The sequence below is a fragment of the Kocuria sp. NPDC057446 genome (assembly GCF_042802875.1).
Lineage (GTDB): Bacteria > Actinomycetota > Actinomycetes > Actinomycetales > Micrococcaceae > Kocuria.
Genome location: NZ_JBHVDI010000100.1, coordinates 1 through 13,522, shown reverse-complemented (window position 1 = coordinate 13,522; position 13,522 = coordinate 1). Strand labels below are relative to the sequence as shown.

At 73.8% G+C, this 13,522-nt stretch carries 17 protein-coding genes; 10 read left to right on the top strand and 7 right to left on the bottom strand.

Annotated elements, in window-relative coordinates; genetic code table 11:
• The first annotated feature begins 168 nt into the window (after positions 1 to 168).
• The 4 genes from ACFU0Y_RS12380 (at position 169) to ACFU0Y_RS12365 (ending at position 3,225) form a co-directional block, all read left to right on the top strand.
• A complete protein-coding gene (locus tag ACFU0Y_RS12380; protein ID WP_380214823.1) occupies positions 169 to 1,194 on the top strand; it encodes an ATP-binding cassette domain-containing protein in 1,026 nt (341 codons plus the stop codon).
• Positions 1,191 to 2,027 carry an ABC transporter permease gene (locus ACFU0Y_RS12375; protein WP_380214822.1) on the top strand — a complete coding sequence of 279 codons (837 nt, stop codon included), beginning with the start codon at positions 1,191 to 1,193 and terminating at the stop codon, positions 2,025 to 2,027. Before ACFU0Y_RS12380 ends, ACFU0Y_RS12375 begins: the two co-directional genes overlap by 4 nt.
• The gene (locus tag ACFU0Y_RS12370; protein WP_380214821.1) at positions 1,991 to 2,608 is read left to right on the top strand and encodes an SAM-dependent methyltransferase; all 618 of its coding nucleotides are present in this window, start codon (positions 1,991 to 1,993) and stop codon (positions 2,606 to 2,608) included. Before ACFU0Y_RS12375 ends, ACFU0Y_RS12370 begins: the two co-directional genes overlap by 37 nt.
• Before the next feature lie 107 nt (positions 2,609 to 2,715).
• Positions 2,716 to 3,225 carry an SRPBCC family protein gene (locus ACFU0Y_RS12365; RefSeq protein WP_380214820.1) on the top strand — a complete coding sequence of 170 codons (510 nt, stop codon included), beginning with the start codon at positions 2,716 to 2,718 and terminating at the stop codon, positions 3,223 to 3,225.
• Between the two features lie 44 nt (positions 3,226 to 3,269).
• Here ACFU0Y_RS12365 and ACFU0Y_RS12360 read toward each other — a convergent pair whose 3' ends face one another.
• On the bottom strand, positions 3,270 to 3,662 hold the full coding sequence (locus ACFU0Y_RS12360; protein ID WP_380214819.1) for a VOC family protein: 393 nt from the start codon (positions 3,660 to 3,662) through the stop codon (positions 3,270 to 3,272).
• A gap of 56 nt (positions 3,663 to 3,718) precedes the next feature.
• Positions 3,719 to 4,135 carry a VOC family protein gene (locus ACFU0Y_RS12355; protein WP_380214818.1) on the bottom strand — a complete coding sequence of 139 codons (417 nt, stop codon included), beginning with the start codon at positions 4,133 to 4,135 and terminating at the stop codon, positions 3,719 to 3,721.
• A 106-nt stretch (positions 4,136 to 4,241) separates the two neighbouring features.
• Here ACFU0Y_RS12355 and ACFU0Y_RS12350 point away from each other — a divergent pair, with 106 nt between their 5' ends.
• Positions 4,242 to 4,796, top strand: a complete 555-nt coding sequence (locus ACFU0Y_RS12350) for a dihydrofolate reductase family protein (RefSeq protein ID WP_380214817.1) — start codon at positions 4,242 to 4,244, stop codon at positions 4,794 to 4,796.
• Positions 4,797 to 4,814: 18 nt separating this feature from the next.
• Here the strand turns inward: ACFU0Y_RS12350 and ACFU0Y_RS12345 are convergent, their stop codons facing one another.
• Positions 4,815 to 5,573: an amidohydrolase family protein gene (locus tag ACFU0Y_RS12345; RefSeq protein ID WP_380214816.1), complete on the bottom strand. Its 759-nt coding sequence runs from the start codon at positions 5,571 to 5,573 to the stop codon at positions 4,815 to 4,817.
• A 190-nt stretch (positions 5,574 to 5,763) separates the two neighbouring features.
• On the opposite strand from ACFU0Y_RS12345, the gene ACFU0Y_RS12340 reads away from it, so the two are divergent.
• Positions 5,764 to 6,174 (top strand): hypothetical protein, encoded by a 411-nt coding sequence (locus ACFU0Y_RS12340; RefSeq protein WP_380214815.1) that lies wholly within the window; start codon positions 5,764 to 5,766, stop codon positions 6,172 to 6,174.
• A gap of 84 nt (positions 6,175 to 6,258) precedes the next feature.
• On the opposite strand, the gene ACFU0Y_RS12335 is transcribed toward ACFU0Y_RS12340, so the two are convergent.
• From ACFU0Y_RS12335 to serB, 4 genes are all read right to left on the bottom strand, one after another.
• The gene (locus ACFU0Y_RS12335) at positions 6,259 to 6,534 is read right to left on the bottom strand and encodes a multiprotein-bridging factor 1 family protein (RefSeq protein WP_380214814.1); all 276 of its coding nucleotides are present in this window, start codon (positions 6,532 to 6,534) and stop codon (positions 6,259 to 6,261) included.
• A gap of 41 nt (positions 6,535 to 6,575) precedes the next feature.
• Positions 6,576 to 7,241, bottom strand: a complete 666-nt coding sequence (locus ACFU0Y_RS12330; protein ID WP_380214813.1) for a response regulator — start codon at positions 7,239 to 7,241, stop codon at positions 6,576 to 6,578.
• On the bottom strand, positions 7,238 to 9,037 hold the full coding sequence (locus ACFU0Y_RS12325; protein ID WP_380214812.1) for an ATP-binding protein: 1,800 nt from the start codon (positions 9,035 to 9,037) through the stop codon (positions 7,238 to 7,240). Before ACFU0Y_RS12325 ends, ACFU0Y_RS12330 begins: the two co-directional genes overlap by 4 nt.
• 124 nt (positions 9,038 to 9,161) lie before the next feature.
• Positions 9,162 to 10,091: a phosphoserine phosphatase SerB gene (serB, locus tag ACFU0Y_RS12320; RefSeq protein WP_380214811.1), complete on the bottom strand. Its 930-nt coding sequence runs from the start codon at positions 10,089 to 10,091 to the stop codon at positions 9,162 to 9,164.
• Positions 10,092 to 10,182: 91 nt separating this feature from the next.
• Here serB and ACFU0Y_RS12315 point away from each other — a divergent pair, with 91 nt between their 5' ends.
• From ACFU0Y_RS12315 to ACFU0Y_RS12300, 4 genes are all read left to right on the top strand, one after another.
• Positions 10,183 to 10,968 carry an ABC transporter ATP-binding protein gene (locus ACFU0Y_RS12315; RefSeq protein ID WP_380214810.1) on the top strand — a complete coding sequence of 262 codons (786 nt, stop codon included), beginning with the start codon at positions 10,183 to 10,185 and terminating at the stop codon, positions 10,966 to 10,968.
• 16 nt (positions 10,969 to 10,984) lie between these two features.
• On the top strand, positions 10,985 to 11,863 hold the full coding sequence (locus ACFU0Y_RS12310) for a sulfite exporter TauE/SafE family protein (RefSeq protein WP_380214824.1): 879 nt from the start codon (positions 10,985 to 10,987) through the stop codon (positions 11,861 to 11,863).
• Positions 11,864 to 11,983: 120 nt separating this feature from the next.
• Entirely contained in the window at positions 11,984 to 12,805 is an 822-nt protein-coding gene (locus ACFU0Y_RS12305) for a TrmH family RNA methyltransferase (RefSeq protein WP_380214809.1), read from the top strand.
• A 127-nt stretch (positions 12,806 to 12,932) separates the two neighbouring features.
• Positions 12,933 to 13,481, top strand: a complete 549-nt coding sequence (locus ACFU0Y_RS12300) for a hypothetical protein (RefSeq protein WP_380214808.1) — start codon at positions 12,933 to 12,935, stop codon at positions 13,479 to 13,481.
• Positions 13,482 to 13,522 lie beyond the last annotated feature (41 nt).

The following is a 13,522-nucleotide window of genomic DNA, read 5'->3' as shown; positions in this document are numbered from 1 at the left end:
GCCCGAAACGTCTCCGGGCGGCACACCGGCGTTCTCCGAGCGAAGACTGGTGCGCTGTCCGGGGTGGGTGAGATGCTCCTCACGTCGCCGATCGGGCGGCCGGTCCCGACCACGGAAGGGGGGCCGACCGGCAACAGGGGCGGACGCGCCCCGGGACGGAGCCCCACCATGACCGGTCCACTCATCGAGGTCGAGGGGCTGACCAAGACCTACCGGTCCCGCTCTCGCACGGTCCACGCCCTGTCCGGCCTCGACCTGTCCGTGCCGGAGGGCATCGTCAAGGGCCTGCTCGGCCCGAACGGAGCGGGCAAGACCACCGTGGTCAAGGTGCTCACCACTCTCATCACCCCGGACGCCGGGACCGCGCGGATCGACGGGGTCGACGTGGTCGCCGACCCCGCCCGGATCCGACGGATGATCGGCGCCTCCGGCCAGTACGCCGCGGTGGACGAGAACCTCACCGGCACCGAGAACCTCCGGATGGTCGGCAGGCTGTACCACCTGGGCGGGGCGACCGCCCGACGGCGGGCAGCGGAGCTGCTGGAGATGTTCGACCTCGAAGAGGCCGGGGACCGCCCCGTGAAGGGGTACTCGGGCGGGATGCGGCGTCGCCTGGATCTCGCCGGCGCGCTGGTCATCCGGCCCCGCGTCCTGTTCCTGGACGAACCCACCACCGGCCTCGACCCGCGCAGCCGCATCGGTCTGTGGGATGGTATTCGATCCCTCGTCCAGGACGGCACCACGGTCCTGCTCACGACCCAGTATCTCGAGGAGGCCGACCAGCTCGCCGACGAGATCTCCGTGATCGACGACGGCAGCGTCATCGCAGCGGGCACCCCCGACGAGCTGAAGACGCGCCTCGGCGGGCACCGCGTCGTCGTCGTGCTGCAGGACACGGCTGAGGCCGGCCGGGCCACCGACGTGCTCGCGCGCCACGGGGAGGGCGCCCCCACGCTCGACGAGCAGGGGCGCGAGCTCCAGGTCCCGGTCCGGGAGGGCCCGCAGGCGCTCCAACGCATCCTCGCGGAGCTCGACACCCAGGGCGTGGACCTGCACGACGCCGGGATGCGCCGCCCCACCCTCGACGACGTGTTCCTCTCGCTCACCGGCCACACCGCCGCACAGGCCGCCGACACCGGCGGCAGGACGTCCGGCGACCCTGTGAGAGCGACCGGCGGAGGGCAGCAGCGATGAGCATCCGCGTCCTGCCCGGATCAACCAGCCCCGGGGCCACCCTCAGCACCTGGGCCGCCGACGGCTGGACGGTCACCCAGCGCAACCTCATCAAGCTGCGGCGCTCCCCGGACGTGCTCGTCTTCGCCGTGCTCCAGCCCGTCATGTTCGTCCTGCTGTTCAGCCAGGTCTACGCCGGGTCGATCCGGGTCGAGGGAACCGACTACACCCAGTACCTGATGGCCGGGATCTTCGGGCAGACCGTGCTCTTCGGCTCCACGTTCTCGGGGGCCGGGATGGCCCAGGACCTCAAGGAAGGCATCGTCGACCGCTTCCGGACCCTACCCATGAGCCACTCGGCGGTCCTGATCGGTCGCACCAACAGCGACCTGGTGCTCAACGCCATCTCCATGGTCATCATGATCGGCACGGGGTTCGTGGTCGGCTGGCGGTTCACGACGCCGTTCGGTTCGTTCCTCGCCGGGATCGCCCTGCTGCTGCTGTTCAGCTACGCGTTCAGCTGGGTCATGGCACTCGTGGGCATGAGCGTTCGAAGCCCGGAGACCGTCAACAACGCCTCGTTCATGATCCTGTTCCCGCTGACGTTCATCTCCAACGCCTTCGTGCAGCCCCAGAATCTCCCAGGACCGCTCGAGACCTTCGCCAACTGGAACCCCGTTTCCGCACTCGTGCAGGCCGCCCGCCAACTCTTCGGCAACACCGGATCCGCCCCCGTGCCGGACGTGTGGCCCATGCAGCACCCGGTTCTGACCGTGGTGGCGGGCAGCCTGCTGTTGCTCCTGGTGTTCGTGCCGCTGTGCCTACGCAAGTTCGCCACGGTCAGCTCGCGGTGACCGTGGCGCGGCCTCAGGTGCCGGAGCGCAACCGGTGGGCCGTCGACCAGCTGGGTCTTCGCCCCGGGTCCCGGGTGCTCGAGTTCGGTTGCGGCGGCGGCGCAGCGGCGCAGCTCGTCCTCGGGCGGCTCCCCGGCGGGTCGATGCTCGCCGTCGACCGCTCGGCCACCGCCGCAGCCTCTGCCGCGGCGCGCAACCGTGCGGCCGTGGACGCCGGGGTGTTGACCGTGCGTCGGGTCCCGCTGGCCGACCTCGACGTCCCTGCAGGGTCCTTCGACGTCGCCTTCGGCGTGGACGTCAACCTCTTCTGGACGGGCTCCGCGGGTTCCGAGCTGTCCGTGCTGCGCGAGGCGCTCGTGCCGGGCGGGCTTCTGCTGGTCGCGTACGGCCCCGGCCCGCGCCCTGAGCGCCGTGCCGTTCTGCTGGAACGGGTGCACGCAGCCGTGGCCGCCCACGGTTTCGTCGACCTCGAGGTGCTCGAGGAGGCCCGATTCAGCGGTGTGCGGGCCCGCGTGCCCTCGGCCGGGACCGCCGTGCAGCCGCCGCACCGCCGATGCGGCACGAAACCGTCCGCAATGTGACGCCGCCCGGGCGCCGCGGGTGCTATGGATGAACTCCACGGCTCGCGGCCGTCCGCGCCCCGGCCAGGAGCACCTCCGCGCGGCGCGGAGCCGAGCGAGGAGCCACCATGACCCCACGGCCCACCGGACGTCTCGACCCCAGCGGTCACCTCGTCCTCACCCGGACCCTCCGCACCTCGGCCGAGGAGGTGTGGTCGGCGCTGACGGACCCCGCCCGGGTCGCCCGGTGGTACGGGACGTGGAGCGGGGACCCCGCCTCCGGGCGCGTGGAGCTGCTGATGACCGCCGAGGACTGGGACCAGCCCGAGCCCCTGCTGATCCGCCGCTGCGATCCGCCGCGGCACCTGGCGCTCACCCTCGGCACGGCCGCCGACGCCTGGCGCGTGGACCTCGACGTCGAGGACTTCGGCGGGACGACCGTCCTGCAGCTCACCCACCGGTACCCGGACCCCGACGAGGTGGCGTCCGTGGGGCCCGGCTGGGAGTACTACCTGGACCGGCTCGTGGCCGCCGAGACCGGAGGTGACCCGGACGCCGTCGACTTCGCGCGGGACTACCACCCCGCCATGTCCGGGCACTACGAGCCGCTCGCGGAGCGGCTCCGGTCCCGGGACTGACCCGGCGGACCTCCGGCCGTTCTCGGCCGCCCGCCGGGCGGTCCTCACCCGGTGCTCGGGCCCGCGATCCGGATGAGGTTGCCGCACGTGTCGTCGAGCACCGCGGTGATCTCCGGGCCCGAGACCGTGGGCTCCTGGACGAAGTGCACGCCGCGCTCGCGCAGCCGTTCGTGCTCCGCCCGCACGTCCTTGACCCCGAAGCTCATGAACGGAATGCCGTCGGCCACGAGCGCGGCCCGGAACGGTGCCACGGCGGGGTGCTCGGCGGGCTCGAGCACCAGCTCCACGCCCTCGGGCGCCTGGGGCGAGACCAGTGTGAGCCGGCGGGCCCCGCCGGCGTGGACGTCGTGCTTGACCAGGAAGCCCAGCTTGCCGGTGTAGAACAGCAGGGCCTGCTGCTGGTCGTCGACGAAGACGCTGGTGTGGGTGATCCTCATGGCGCGCTCCTCTGGATCGGATCGGGTCGGACCGGATGCGGTGGCGCGGGGGCGGCTCAGGTGTCGGGGTCGCCGACGCTGAGCATCCAGTGGATGCCGAAGCGGTCGGTGCACATCCCGAACAGGCCGCCCCACGGCGCCTCCTCCAGCGGCATCGTGACGGTCCCGCCCGCGCCCAGCGACTCCCACCAGCCGCGCAGCACGGTCTCGTCGTCGCCGCTGACGGAGACCGCCACGTTGTCCCCGACGGTCAGGTCCATGCTGTCCGGGGTGTCGGAGGCCATCAGGACCAGGCCGGCGCCGGTGGTGAGCATCGAGTGCATGACCTTGTCCTGCTCGCCCGGGCCGTCGCCGGCCCCGTACTCGCTGAACCGGGTGATCGACAGCTCCCCGCCGAACACGGAGCGGTAGAACGTCATCGCCTCCTCGGCCGAGTCCCGGAAGGAGAAGTAGGGGTTGAGCAGCACGGGCATGGCCGGACCTCCGCGTCGATCGGTCGATGACCCCATCATGACGCCGTCCCCGGCGTGGGGGAAGCAGTCCTGGGAAGCCGCCGGCGGGGTGCGTAACCTGGTGCGCATGAGCCGAACCCAGTACTACGTGGCCGCCAGCGCCGACGGGTACATCGCCGATCGGGACAACCATCTCGACTGGTTGCTGCAGTACGGCTTCGAGGCCTACCAGGAGCACTACGACGCCTTCCTGGCCGACGTCGGGGCCCTCGCAATGGGTGCCGGCACGTACGAGTTCGTCCTCGGCCAGGGGGACTGGGCCTACGGAGAGCTGCCCGTGTGGGTGTTCACCCACCGCGAGCTGCCCCGGATGGCGGGGGCGAACCTGCGGTTCGTCAGCGGACCGGTCACCCTGCACGCCGAGGCCCTGGTGGCGTCGGCCGGCGGGCGGAACCTGTGGGTCGTGGGCGGCGGGCGGCTCGCGGCACAGTTCGCGGACGCCGGTCTGCTCGACGAGCTGTGGCTGACCTGCATGCCGATCGTCCTGGGCGGGGGCCACCCCGTGCTCCCGACCGCGGCGGCGCGCGACCTGCGGCTCCAGCGCACCACCCACTTCGAGGGCGGTGCCGTGGAGCTGCGCTACGCCGTGCAGGGCCCGGACCGGCCGGTGTGGCCGGAGTAGCCGCCCACGGCGGGACGCTCAGCCCGCGGCCGCCGGGCGCGGCAGGCCGTACCAGGCCGCCGCGTTGTCGTGCAGCACGGCCGCGGCGGCGCCGGCCCCCAGGGTGTCGAGGACCAGCGCGACGTCCGCGTCCCGGAACGGGCGACGCGCCCTGGTGCTCGGCAGGTCGGTGCCGAACAGCAGTGCGGTCGGGTCCACGGCGTGGATCCGGCGCAGGGTGTCCGGCACGTCGAGGTCCACTCGGCCGAACCCCGTGGCCTTGACCTTCACGCCGTGCTCGACCAGGTCCATCAGCCGGGGCAGCCCGGCCGCGCTCATCCCGAGGTGGTCGACGCCGACCCGCGGCAGCCTCCGCAGCACGGGAGCGAGGTCCTCCAGCGCGGCGGCGTCCGGATAGAACTCGGCGTGCCAGCCCGCGAGGTCGTGCACCCGGCGGGCGAGGCGCTCGATCCCGGCGGGGCCCGCGTCCGCACCGCGGTGGAGGGTGAAGCGCACCGCCCGCACCCCGGCCTCGTGCAGCTCGTGCACCCGGGCGTCGGGGACATCGGGCGGCAGCTGGGTCACACCCGCGAAGCCCGGACCGAGCTCCGCCAGCGCGGCGCGCAGGCAGCTCTGGTCGTGGCCCTGGAAGGAGCCGCTCACCACCGCCCCGCCGGTCACGCCCAGGTGCCGGACGCGCCGTCGGTAGTCCTCGACCGTGAAGCGCGGCGGCAGGTAGCCCTGGTTCGGCACGAGCGGGAACCGCGGGTCGACCACGTGCAGGTGGGCGTCGATCATGGCGTCATTCTCCCGGATGCCGCCGCGGTCCCCGGGCCCACGGTCCTGGTCGGTGCCGAGGTGCCGTGGTGCCGCGGTGGCACCGTGCAGCGGTGCGCCGCGCCGCACGGGCACGGGGGAGGGGCGGGGAGACGACGACACGGGACGCCTGCCCCGCGCTGGTAGATGCTTCCGCATATGCTGTGCGTCGATGACCACCACCGTCCGGACCCCCGACCACGTGCTGCAGGCCGCCGAGGAGGCGCTCGACCGCGCCCGGCTGAGCTACGCCCGGAAGCTGCTGCGCCTGGTGGCCGCCGAACTGACCCGCCGGCACCCCGACGCGGCGCGCCTGGACGTGCTCACCCGTGACGGCGACCAGGAGTTCTTCGTCGACGCCCTGCGCGACGCCGACGGCGAGTACGTCTGGGGAGACCCGGGCCGGGTGGTGGTGGTCCGCGAGACGGCCGACGACGATCTCGGCGGCACCGTCACCGTGGCCGCGCGGGACGTGCGCGAGCTCGTCGGCCGGGCCCTCGACGCCTGCGACGGGCCGCTGGAGCGGCTCCTGCGCCACGACGAGGAGCGGGACATCTACTGGCTGGACCTCGCGCGCCCCTGACCGGCCGACCCGGCCGGGCGGGGTGGGTCGGCCGGTCCGGCCCCGGCGGGGCGGATGCCGGCCCCGTCCCGCGGGCAGCGCGGTTCACTCCTCGAGCGGGGGCCACAGGCTGGTGCCCAGCCGGACCTCCAGGCGGGCGATCGTGTACCCGTCCGGCCAGACGTGCCCGTCGAGGATCCGGGACAGCGCCGTGTGGTCGACCCCGGTGAGGGCCCCGAGCTCGCGCAGGGTCCGGGACCCCGCGGCCGCCCGCAGGTTCACCGCGAACAGCCTCGCCCGCTCCGCGACCGGGTCGCCACAGATCTCGTCGGGCCACGAGAGACAGTCGTCCTGTGGTTCCGGTCGTACCCTGCTGGCCATGGCGCGCAGTCTAGGGACCGCCCCTGTGCATGAACCGGGGATCAGGGGGCGGCGGGCCCGTACCGGTGCTCCGGGCGGCCGGTGCTCCCGTAGCGGAGCTGGATCTCGACCGACCCGTCCTCGGCCAGCGCGGAGAGGTAGCGCTGGGCCGTGGCGCGGGAGACGCCGACCTTGCGGGCGATCTCGGCCGCCGAGAGCGGCGTCCCGGCCTCCAGCGCCGCCAGGACCGAGGCCTCCGTCGCGGACCGGGTGCGCTCGCCGGGGGAGGCGGCCTCACCCGGGTGCAGGGCGTGCAGGGCGCGGTCCACGGTCTCCTGGGTCAGCACGTCCCGGTCGGTGAGCAGCCGCCGGTACCGGGCGTAGGCCCGCAGGGTGCGCGCCAGCCGCTCGTTCGGGAACGGCTTGATGAGGTAGGCGAGGGCGCCGCGCCGGACGGCGGTCCGCACGGAGGCCGGGTCGGCCGCCGCGGTGAGCATGATGACGTCGACGTCGAGGGCCCGCAGCAGGTCCAGGCCCAGTGCGTCGGGCAGGTAGACGTCCAGCAGCACGAGATCGGGCTGGTGGGCGTGGACGGTGCGCATCGCCTGCTCGGCGGTGCCCACGGGCGTCAGCGCGGTGAACCCCGGCACGGCGTTCACGAAGCCGGAGTGCAGCCGGCCCACGTGGAAGTCGTCGTCGACCACGAGGACCACCAGGTCGTCGCTCATCCCGCACCTCCTGAACGGCCGGCGGACCGTGCGCCGCCGACGTCGGCCCCGGGCCCGGGGTCCCGGACCACGGTACCGGGCAGGCGCGCGCAGAAGACGGCCCCCGGCCCGCCGGGGCGCCCCGGGTCGGCCACCCACACCTCCCCGCCGCGCCGGCGGGCCAGTTCACGGCTCAGGGACAGGCCGAAGCCCTGGCCGTGGACGTCGGGCAGCGGGTCGAACGGCGCACCCCCGCCGGACCCGGTGGCCGCGGCGGGACCGGCGGTGGACCAGCCCTGGGCGAAGATCGGCTCGGGGTCGGCCACGGGCAGCCCGTCGCCGGAGTCCGCCACGACGAGGTGCAGGGTGCCCTCGTCCCCGGCCCAGTCGTCGAGCAGCTCGACCTCGACCCAGCGGACCTCCGCCGCGCCCTGGACGGCGGCGCGGACCGCGTTGTCCACGAGGCTGCCGATCACGGTGGTGACGTCCTGCGGGTCGACGACGCGGCCGCGGACCAGCGTCTCCTCGCCGATGCGCAGGCTCACACCGCGCTCGGCCGCCTCGACGCTCTTGGCCCCGAGGAACGCCTGCAGGTAGGGGTCCCGCAGCAGCTCGGCCCGTTCCGCCGGGTAGCTCAGGGGCCCCGTCTCGGTCACCTCGGAGACGTACCGGCGCGCCTCCTCGGCGTCGCCGATCGCGAGGAGCCCCGAGATGGTGTGCAGCCGGTTGGCGAACTCGTGGCGCTGGGCGCGCAGGGCGGTGCTGAGCGCGCCGACCGCGTCGAGCTGGCGGGTGAGGGACTGCAGCTCGGTGCGGTCCCGGACCAGCACCACCCAGCCCAGCGGGGGCAGTCCGGGGCGGGCGGGCCGGACGGCGCGGGCCGAGAGGATGAGCACGTGCCGGCCGACGACCTGCTCCACGGCCGGGGACGCGGGGGTCGCCGCGGCCAGCAGGGCGGGGAAGGAGGCCGGCAGGCCCGCCTCGGCCAGGGGGCGTCCCACGAGGCGGGAGGGCTCCGGCAGGCCGAGCAGCCGTCCGGCCTCGGCGTTGACCACGGTGATGCGGTGCCCCGGGGAGACGCCGATGACACCTTCGTCGACCCCGCGCAGCACCGCCTCCTGGTCCTGGGCGAGGGCCACGATCTCCTCGGGCTCCAGCCCGAGGGTGAGCCGCTTGAGCCGGCGGGCGATCGCCGCCGAGGCCGCCGCCCCCAGGCCCAGGGCGGCCACGGCGGTGGCCGCCACGGGGGTGATGTCCTCCTCCAGCGCGGCGAGCACGTCCGCGCTGGAGATCCCCACGCTCACCGCGCCCACCACCGTCTCGTCCGAGCCCGGGGCGTGCACCGGCACCTTCGCGCGGGCGGAGTGCCCGAGCGTGCCGCGCTCCTGGCTCGTGACCTCCCGCCCGGCCAGCGCCTCGGTCGGGTCCGTGCTGACGGGCCGGCCCAGCTGCTCGGGATTGGGGTGCGAGAGGCGCAGCCCCGTGTCGTCGGTGATCACCACGAACAGGGCGTCCGTGCGGCGGCGGACCCCTTCGGCGGCCCTCTGCAGGCCGCCCCGGGAGAGCACGTCGGCGTCGAGGTCCGCGGGGCCGGCGTCGACCAGCTCCGCCACGCCGGCGCGGACGTCCACGTCGGCGGCCACCGACCGGGCGATGGACAGCGCCTGGCGCTCGGCGTCGCGGCCCAGCCGCTCGTAGGTCAGCCAGCCGTAGACCCCGCCGCAGAGCAGGACGACGGCCGCGACCACCGCCAGGTGCAGCAGCATCATCCGGACCAGGAAGCCGGGGCGCTGCCGGGGCGCACCGGATGCCGTCACTGTCTCTCCTCGTGGCCGGGCGCGCTCCCGTGCCGGGGTGCTGCGCGTGGTGCTCCCACTCTACGACCCCCCCCGGGTGCGGTGGGCGCCCGCCCCCGCCGCGGTCACAGCGGGAGCCGGCGGGTCAGAGATCGGCGAAGAAGCGCACCGCGTCCAGGTTCGGCAGGTTGACCTGGGCGTCGGCGGCCGCGCGCAGGGCGGGCTTGGCGTTGTAGGCCACGCCGAGCCCGGCGGCCGTGACCATGTCGATGTCGTTGGCGCCGTCGCCCACGGCGATGACGTCCTCGAGGGCGACGCCCAGCTCCTCGGCCCAGGTCCGCAGGCACCGCTCCTTCACGGCGCGGTCCACGACCTCGCCGAGCACCCTGCCGGTGAGCCTGCCGTCGACGACCTCGAGGGCGTTGGCGGCGTGCCGGGCGAGCCCCAGCTGCTCGGCCAGCGGGGTGAGGACGCCCAGGAAGCCGCCGGAGACCGCCGCCACGGCGTGGCCTTCCCGCAGGAAGGCCCGGACGAGCACCTCGGCGCCGGGGGAGAGCCGCACCGCGGCCCGGACCTCGTCGACGACGGACGCGGGCAGCCCCGCCAGGGTCTCGACCCGCGCGTGCAGGGACTGGGCGAAGTCCAGCTCCCCGCGCATGGCGGCCTCGGTCACGGCGGCGACCTCGGCCTCGCGCCCCGCGTGGGCGGCGAGCATCTCGACGACCTCCTGCTGGATGAGCGTGGAGTCCACGTCCATGATGAGCAGCTTCTTGCGCTCCGGGTCGAACAGGCGGGTCGGCACCACGTTGACGTCCACGCCGGGCAGCATCCGGGTCAGCGGATCGGGGCGCAGGGCGGCGAGCAGGGCGGTCGCGTCGGAGCCCTGCACGAACGCGGTGAAGGCGTTGTAGCCGGGGACCTCCGTGTCGGGACCGGCCGAGCCGGGTCCGGTGACCCGCACGCTGGAGAAGCGCTCGACCTCGGCGCCGGCGTCCTGCACCAGGTCGAGGATGCGCTCACGGGCCTCGGGGTCCGGATTCTGAGCGAACGCGATCACGGCGAGGTCGGTGGTCATGCGGCCAGTGTATCCGGGCACCCGGACGCCGCCGCCCGGGACGGGGCGCCGCCGCCCGGACCGCCGCCGCCGGTGCCCTACAGTGGCCCGTATGAGTGCTGTGGTGGAGATGGTGGACGTCAGCGTGGTCCGCGGGCAGAAGACCCTGCTGGAGTCCGTGGACTGGGTCGTCAACGAGGGCGAGCGGTGGGTCGTGCTGGGCCCCAACGGCGCGGGCAAGACCACGCTGCTGTCCATCGCCGCGGCCCGGCTGCACCCCACCCGCGGGATGGTGGACATCCTCGACGAGATCCTCGGCGCGGTGGACGTCTTCGAGCTGCGCCCCCGGATCGGTCTGAGCTCCACGGTGCTCGCCGCCCAGATCCCGGAGGCGGAGACCGTGCGCAACTGCGTGGTGACGGCTGCCTACGGGGTGACCGGGCGCTGGATCGAGAACTACGAGGACGCCGACGAGGCCCAGGCGCGGGAGCTCCTGGACGCGTGGGGCATCGGCCACCTGGCCGAGCGCCGCTTCGGCTCCCTGTCCGAGGGGGAGCGCAAGCGCGTGCTCGTGGCCCGGGCCCTGATGACCGATCCCGAGCTGCTGCTGCTGGACGAGCCGGCGGCCGGCCTCGACGTGGGCGGCCGGGAGGACCTGGTGGCGCGGCTGGACGAGCTGGCCCGGGACGAGACCGCCCCGGCCGTGGTCATGGTCACCCACCACCTGGAGGAGGTGCCCGACGCCTTCACCCACGCGCTGCTGCTGCGCGAGGGACGGGTCGTGGCCTCCGGGCCCGTCCAGCAGGTCATGACGCAGAAGAACCTCTCCGAGACCTTCGGCCTGCCGCTGAAGCTCGTGCAGGTCGGCAACCGCTACGCGGCGTTCGCCCGGTCCTGACCCGGCGTCCGTGCCCGTGCAGAACGCTCTCGACGCCCTCGCCGAGCTCGCCGCCACCCAGCCGTTCGAGGCCTGGCAGGTGGGTCTCATCCTGCTCGCCGGGGTCTGGGCCGGGCTGATCAACACGATCGTCGGCTCCGGCACCCTCGTGACCTTTCCCGTGCTCGTGGCCATGGGCGTGCCGCCGGTCACCGCGACCATGTCCAACGCCATGGGCCTGATCGCCGGCAACCTGACCGGGGCGTGGCACTACCGCGCGGAGCTCAAGGGGGTCGAGCGGACGCTGCTCAAGCTCGTCCCGCTCTCCGTGCTGGGCGGCGTGACCGGCGCGGCGCTGCTGCTGCACCTGCCCGAGGACGTGTTCGGCTACGCCGCCCCGGTGCTGGTCGTCGTCGCCCTCGGCTTCGTCGTCTTCCAGCCGCGGCTGCAGGCCGCGGTCCGGCGCCGCAAGGCGCTCCAGTCCGACGCCGCGGAGGCCGAGGCGCGAGCCCGAGGGGAGAGCCCCGCACCCCTGGACCCCGACCGTGCGTCCCAGCCGCTGGCCCTGTACGTCCTCGTCCTGCTGGCCGGCATCTACGGCGGCTACTTCGTCGCCGCCCAGGGCGTGCTCCTGCTCGGGATCCTCGGCGTGTTCCTGCTCGCCTCCCTCCAGTCCGCGAACGCCGTGAAGGTCGTGCTCGTGGCCGTGGTCAACATCGTGGCCGCGGTCTCCTACATCCTGTTCGCGGCCGACCGCATCGACTGGTGGGTGGTGCTGCTGATCGCCGTCAGCTCGAGCATCGGCTCCTGGGCGGGGGCCAAGATCGGGCGCCGGCTCCCGGCGCCCGTGCTGCGCGCCGTCATCGTGGTGCTCGGCGTCCTCGCCCTGGTCAGCCTGGTCGCCCAGCTGGTGTGAACCGTGCCGCCGGTCGGGACGTCCCAGAAGGCCGGGGCCGCCCCGGCGGCTACGATCGGGGCGGCCCCCCCAGCGGCCGCGACACCCGCCGAGACCCCGAAGAGACCCCGAAGAGACCCCGTGACCGACCTTCCCCGCCCGATCCGCCTCGACAGCGCCGACGACCCCCGCGTGGCCGACTACGCCCGCCTGACCGACGTCAAGCTCCGGCGTCGGCTCGAGCCCGAGCGCGGCCTGTACATCGCCGAGTCCTCCAAGGTGCTCCGCCGGGCGCTCGCGGCCGGGCACGCGCCCCGGTCCTTCTTCATGGCCGAGAAGTGGGTGGAGGACCTCGCGGACGTGCTGGCGGAGCACCCGGACGTGCCCCTGTACGTGGGCCCGGACGAGGTGCTCGAACGGATCACCGGCTTCCACCTGCACCGCGGGGCGATCGCGGCCATGCAGCGCCCGGAGCCGGTGGCGCTGGAGCGGCTCCTGGCGTCGTCGCACCGGATCGCGGTCCTCGAGGACATCGTGGACCACACCAACGTGGGGGCGATCTTCCGCTCGGCTGCAGCCCTCGACGTCGACGCCGTGCTCGTCACCCCGCGCTGCGCGGACCCCCTGTACCGGCGGGCCATCCGGGTCTCCATGGGCACCGTCTTCCAGGTGCCGTGGACCCGCCTGCAGCACTGGACCGCCGACCTGCAGCGGATCAAGGACGCGGGCTTCACCACGGCCGCGCTCGCCCTGGGCGAGGACTCGATCACCCTCCAGGAGCTGTCCGCCCGACGGGACGAGAAGCTCGCCCTCGTGCTCGGCACGGAGGGGGACGGGCTGAGCGCCGCCACCGTTCACCACGCCGACCTCACCGTCCGGATCCCGATGTCCCACGGCGTGGACTCCCTCAACGTCGCCGCCGCCTCGGCCGTGGCCTTCTGGGAGACCCGTCCCGACTCCTGACACGTCGCTCCATAACGATTGCTGATCCACTTCAGCTTCCACCGGAGACTTAGCATTCGAAAAGGCGGATCATGGAGGCACCCGCTCGGGCCCACCGGGGCCCGAGGGGTCCTCGAGAAGGTGCATCATGAAGAAGGTGATCTCATGGCTGGCCGCACTGGTGCTGGCCATGGGGCTGGGGCTGATCGTCCCCGGCAGCGCGAACGCCGCAGCCCCGTACTGCGGCATCACGTGGGGCTCCGGCCCGAAGTACTCGAAGACGTACACCGGTGATGTGATCACCAACGTGCGCGCCGGCCGGCACGCGTGCTTCGACCGCCTGGTCGTCGACCTGCGCGGGAAGCGCGCCGCGGGCTACAACGTGCAGTACGTCGCCGCCGTCCACGAGGACGGCTCGGGCAAGGAGGTGCCCCTGCGGGGCGCGGCCGATCTGCGGGTGATCGTGCACGCACCGGCCTACAAGGACGGCAAGGCCACCTACCTCCCGAAGAACCGCAATGAGGTCGTCGACGTCAGCGGCTACCGAACCTTCCGCCAGGTGGCGTGGGCCGGCAGCTTCGAGGGCCAGACCACCATCGGCCTCGGCGTCCGTGCGAGGCTCCCGTACCGGGTCTTCGTGCTCGACGGCCCGGGCGACCGCACGCGGGTGGTGGTCGACGTCGCACACCGCTGGTGAGACGGTCCCACGACCGGCCGCCGCCGCTCGGAGGGCCCGGC